Below are 5,264 nucleotides of genomic sequence, written 5' to 3'. Positions count from 1 at the left end.
GTCGTAGCCCGCGGTCCCGCCGATGGTCAGCTGGTGCCGCCCCCCGATCAGCCGGCGAACATTGATGTCGAGCTGCGGCGTAATGCGAACATCCTCCCGATCGCCCGGCGCGCGCTCGTCGTTCAGTCGCAGCATGTTGGTATCGAAGGTGGAGACCACGCCCGCCCGCACGTCGAGCGTGTCGGGCAGCGTCTGGGCGGACGCGCTGGCACTCGCCAGGACGACGCCTGCCATGGTCAGCATCGCCGATCCGCGTTTCCTCATCGCGAAGCAACCCGCACGAAGCGGCCGAGAACGGCCATTTGCGGCTTGGCTCGCCCGTCGGACGCGGGCTGCACGTTCATCGGGTATTTGCCCCACCAGTCCCCCCCTGCCCAATAGGCCCAGCCCATCCACACGTCGGGCGCGCGCTGCACGGCGCTCAGCAGGGACGACAGCGCCGCCAGGCACGCGTCACTGTCGCCGGCGCCGAACTCCCCAAGAAAACCCCGTTGTCGCTGTTGCCGCAGCCAGCGTGTCGCCGGTTCCAGGCGCCGCGCCGCCGTTGTCGGATCCACGCACTGCGCCTGCGTCCCGGAATGATCCCGGTCGACATACTGATGCATTTCGAACGCGAAATTGCCGCCGGGGTCGCGGAAGTTGGCGAAGGCGGCAGCGTTCGATCCCTTCCCGCCCTGCGTCCAGCTATGCGCGCCCGTCCAGTTGCTGCCGGGGACGAGGATCAGGTTGCGCGCGCCCGTGCGCCGGATCGCCCGCACCGATCGGTCCGCGATCGCTCGCCACGCACGCGGCGTGATGTCGTGCGGCTCGTTCATCAGGCCAAAGGCGATGCGCGGATTGCCGGCGTAATGGCTGGCGAGATTGCTCCAGGTGCGGGCCAGCCGCTCGGCGCCGCCGTCCATTTGATCCAGCCGCGTGCCGCGCAGCCGGCCGTAATTGTGCAGATCAAGAACGATGATCCGAAAACCGGCGAGCTGCGCGAACGCACGATCCAGGCGTCTCATCTCGGCTGGATCAAGCGTCCCGTCCGGCTGTTGCTCGATCCGCTCCCACAATACCGGCACGCGGACGATCTGCATTCCGCTTTTCAGAAAGGGCGAGGCGGTCTTCGCGGAAGGGTAGATGTAATCCTTGCCATAGGCGCCCGGCTTTCGCCGCGAGTTGAATTCCCCTCCTGCAAGGTTGATTCCCGCCAGGGGCGCGGCGACGCGCGCACTTTCGGCGACAACAACATCAGAGCCGGAAAAACCCAGCATGCAGGCGATCGCCGCGAGCGTGGGGAGGCGCATCATCAGCCCCACCATCGGACGCCCGACGGAGCAGGTCCTGCGGACGAAGCATGCATGCGGTCGAATGACCTGCTCGCGGCAATCTGCGAGACTACGGCATTGCTTCCCATCCTTGCCGCTCCCGACGCTTGCGCGGCAGGGCACATCCCCGCCATCTTCCTGCCTGAGGAAGGTCGAGCGCAACGCTGCCAGAATACGGCCACCCTATCACTAAGGAGAAAGGCTTAGGTGGGCGCCGCACGGCAATAACTGAGCAACACCAAAGCGCCCGTTTTCAGCATTTTACCGATTCGGATATTTACAGGCTTCCGCTATCCTCCCTTCCCAGTGGCCCGCAGGTCCATCGGGCCTCGTTCACCTTTGAAACGGCGGATACCGTAGGGAAAACAGCCTGACCGCGCCGCTTGTTCGACATGCAGGAACAATGGCGCCGATCATCATGCCTCTCCTTACGGCTGGTAAACGTCCCCCGCGGCAATCCGGCAATCATCGCTGCATGAAGGACCACTGACAGGCGACGACGAACCGGACAGACGCAAACGCGTCGGCCCTAGACCTTTGGATGTATGCCTATGACGACATAGGGTCCTGAGCGGCGCAATAAGGATAGTTCCTGATCAGGCTAGTCGCTCTACTTAGGCACCATTCCGGGCTGAAGCCTCTCTGCCAAATGAAATATGCCCCGCCGCGATGGTTCACCGGCTCCTTCCATGCGGCACATGAGCATCAATTCATCCGCCCTGCAGCAGCCGTTCGCCAAGGCTGATCTTCTGCACCGCGCGCGTGCATCCGCGCGGCGGCGGGTGGACGAGGTGCGCCAGCAGATCTGGGCCCGTTGGCCGGTGTGGCGCGGCGGTGCTCGCCCCCATAATCTGCCGGGCGAGCTGATCATTTCCGTCACGTCCTATCCCAAACGTTTCCGTTCTCTGCACTACACGCTCCGATCGCTGCTGGAGCAGGATGTGCGTGCGGATCGGACGATATTGTGGGTGGCGGATCAGGATCGGGATGCGATCCCGCGTGCCGTCTGGGGATTGCGCGCCCGCGGGCTGGAAATCCGCTTCACCGCCGATGTCCGGTCCTACAAAAAGCTGGTTCCGGCGCTGGAGGCATTTCCAAACGCGTTCATCGTCACCGCGGATGACGATATCATCTATCCGCCCGACTGGCTCGGCGTGCTGGTGGACGCCTATGATCGTTCCGATCCGTGCATCATCTGCCGCCGCGCGCACCGCATTGGCTTCGCGCTGGACGGCTTCGAACCCTATCTCACGTGGCAGCTCAACCTGGACGACGGGTCTGGCTTTGCGCCGTCGGAGGATCTGCTTGCGGTCGGGGCGGGCGGGATCCTTTATCCGCCGGGCACATTGCACGCGGACGTGCTGCGCGCGGACATGTTCATGCGCCTCGCGCCACAGGGGGATGATCTGTGGTTCTGGTGGATGGGCCGGCGTCTCGGCACCCGGACCAAATGCGCCGGTGAGATGCGGGAATACCGCTACGTCGCGGGCACGCAGGAAACCGGTCTGTGGGGTGAAAACAGCCTGGGCGGCAACGATCGTCAGCTTGCCGCGCTCGTTGCCGCCCTGGGCTATGATCAGGTCCGACCGGGGCAAGCCGAATAAAGTTCGGCCAGCCTCCGGCAAGCAACATTCCCGGAGCCGGCAGCCGCGCTGATCAGACCGCCGCGGCGACCCGCGGGCGCGTCGCGCTATGCCCGCCCGCGCGATGCAGGATCTCGGCCGCCTGTTCGGATGCGATACCGGCCGAACCGGTATTCACCGATACGAAAACGCCGCCCTGGTGCAGGCGATCGCCATAATAGCGGGCATCGTCATCGCTGACGCCGTGATCGGTCATTACCTTCTCCAGCCCGCCGGCGGCACCGCCCAGTGCCGCACCCGTGACTGCGATGCCCGGCACCACCGAAGACGCGATCGCGCCGGCCGCGGCCAGCGGGCCGACACCGGGAATGGCCAGTGCCGCAATCCCCAGGATCGTGCCGATACCGGCGCCCGCCGCAACCTTGCCGATGAATTCCTTGCTCCCGGCGCCGCTGCCGTCATCGGTGGCGCCGTCGCCATCGTGCCGGGCGACGATCGAAATCGCATCGTCGCTGACACCGCTCCGCCGGAGTTCGGCGACGGCGCGCTCGGCTTCGGCCTGACTGTCAAACACCGCTGACACAAGATTGGCGTTCATCATTCCTCCTATCGCGGAGCATTCCGCACAGCCCGGAATGAAAGCCAATCAACGCATGTTCCGTTCCAACAATTCATGGTTATCAAGATGTTAACTATTAGTTGAGTTGCTGCTGGTACAACTCACCCCCGCCAGATCATCGCCAGCACAAGCACGAGGCTGGCGACGAGCGCCCGTTGCAGCCATTTCGCCAGGGTATCACGCGTGGTCACGATCCACGCGCTCGCGAGCAATGCCGCCATGCCGATCCAGAAGATTTCGGCGAGCGGCGCGTCGTTGCCGAGGAGCTTGCGCGCGATGAACGTCACCGCCAGCATCAGCGGTGATCCCCAGACCACGGCGTCCCACAGAGATCGCAGGCGCGGCTGCTCGACGCCGCGCCGCTCGCGCTTGCCCAGCCAGATGTACGTGCCGGTGGCGCAGATGGCGGTCAGGATCAGGCCGAATACCAGATAAGCCAGCTTGACCGGCAAGCCGCCGAAATTGCCGAAGTGCAGCCGGTAGTTGGACGCGGCCGCCTGCTGGCCCAGCGAGCCATCGGCAAGGCCGGCGACACCGTGGAATTTGCCGGCTCCGTCGAAGGTATAATATTCGCCGAAGATCAGTCGCCGCTGATGCTCGCCCAGAACCTGGATGTGCTGCCCCGCCGTGCCCGGGTCGTGCAGGGTTACATAGGTCAGTTCGGCCTGGGGATAATGTTGCCGCATATAGCCAAGCGCGGCAGCGACATCGGGCGCCGGCGCGGCCGTCTTGTCGGGCTTTCCCTCCTCGCCGAAGATCGGCGCATACACCGCCTCCAGATCACCACCATAGCTCGTCGTGGCGACACCAAAGGCTGTGACATAAGCGACGCCGATCAGCGCGCCAGTGAATGCGATCGCTACGGTGAAGGGCAGGGTCCAAACGCTCAGGCGATTGTGCCAGTCGGCCAGCCCGATACCGCCCTTGTCGCGCGCCCTCAGTCGGAAGGCGTCCCGGAAGATGCGCGGATGCGCCACCACGCCGGACAGCGACAATGCCAGCATCATCACGCCAAGCCCGCCGACAATCGTCAGGCCCCATATGGCGGGCAGGTTCAACGTATAGTGGAGCGCGACGAGAAAGTCGGACCAGGCGATCTGTTCGGCACCCGCAATCCTGCCCGATGCATCGACGTGAACGGCCTGGGTATCGGTGGTGATCGTCGCCCGCGGCAGCGGCGCCACCGGCAGGTGGACGTAAAGGTGCGTGGTGGGCGGCTTGCCTTTCTCCGACGCCATCACCGCCTCCACCGCGCGCTGCACGGCGTCGGGCGAGATGGTGGACATCTCCGGTGCGTTCGGCTGCTCGACCCGCTGCCATTCCTGATAGAAGACCGCCACCGCGCCCGACAGGCTGACCAGGTAAAGGAGCGCGCCGGCGACAAGGCCGATCGCGGCATGCGCCGACAGCGCCTGCTTCACCGTGGCATTCTCAGGGGCCAAATTCATCCGATTACTTCCAGGATCAGGCCAGTTGCGGCCAAAGCCGCCCAGATCAGCAGCATTTTGATCTGCGCGCGGCGCGTGTTTTCCATCAGCAAGGCATAGCCGAGGATGGTCCAGGCCAGCGGCATCGCGGCCAGCGCCAGCACATTGGCGTCCGCCTCGCCCATCCCTGCGAAGAGGCCAAGCGCACGCAAACCCACTGCGATTCCAGTGGAAATCAGCGCCGCTGCGACGGAAACGATCAGGAACGTGACGATGCGCCGCCCAAGCTGGAGCGGCTCATCCGCCTCCGGCAACATCCGCACCC

The 5,264-nt window shown here is 64.8% G+C and carries 4 protein-coding genes and 2 pseudogenes; 1 reads left to right on the top strand and 5 read right to left on the bottom strand.

Features of this window, described 5'->3' with window-relative positions; genetic code table 11:
* A pseudogene (locus AX702_RS14920) lies at positions 1-243 on the bottom strand (hypothetical protein); the annotation flags it as partial.
* 17 nt (positions 244-260) lie between these two features.
* Positions 261-1,292 carry a glycoside hydrolase family 5 protein gene (locus AX702_RS14915; protein WP_231731875.1) on the bottom strand — a complete coding sequence of 344 codons (1,032 nt, stop codon included), beginning with the start codon at positions 1,290-1,292 and terminating at the stop codon, positions 261-263.
* Between the two features lie 716 nt (positions 1,293-2,008).
* On the opposite strand from AX702_RS14915, the gene AX702_RS14910 reads away from it, so the two are divergent.
* Entirely contained in the window at positions 2,009-2,914 is a 906-nt protein-coding gene (locus tag AX702_RS14910; RefSeq protein WP_066780877.1) for a glycosyltransferase family A protein, read from the top strand.
* Positions 2,915-2,966: 52 nt separating this feature from the next.
* Here the strand turns inward: AX702_RS14910 and AX702_RS14905 are convergent, their stop codons facing one another.
* From AX702_RS14905 to AX702_RS22630, 3 genes and pseudogenes are all read right to left on the bottom strand, one after another.
* A complete protein-coding gene (locus tag AX702_RS14905) occupies positions 2,967-3,491 on the bottom strand; it encodes a hypothetical protein (RefSeq protein WP_156455514.1) in 525 nt (174 codons plus the stop codon).
* Between the two features lie 122 nt (positions 3,492-3,613).
* Positions 3,614-4,960 (bottom strand): PepSY-associated TM helix domain-containing protein, encoded by a 1,347-nt coding sequence (locus AX702_RS14900; protein WP_066780875.1) that lies wholly within the window; start codon positions 4,958-4,960, stop codon positions 3,614-3,616.
* Positions 4,957-5,264 (bottom strand): annotated as a pseudogene (locus AX702_RS22630) (hypothetical protein); the annotation flags it as partial. The pseudogene AX702_RS22630 and the gene AX702_RS14900, both read right to left, overlap by 4 nt.

Origin of the sequence: Sphingomonas sp. CCH5-D11 (assembly GCF_001557395.1) — a bacterium.
Taxonomy (GTDB): Bacteria; Pseudomonadota; Alphaproteobacteria; order Sphingomonadales; family Sphingomonadaceae; genus Sphingomonas.
The sequence above is the reverse complement of the archived record's forward strand: the minus strand, read 5'-3'. Positions and strand labels throughout refer to the sequence as shown.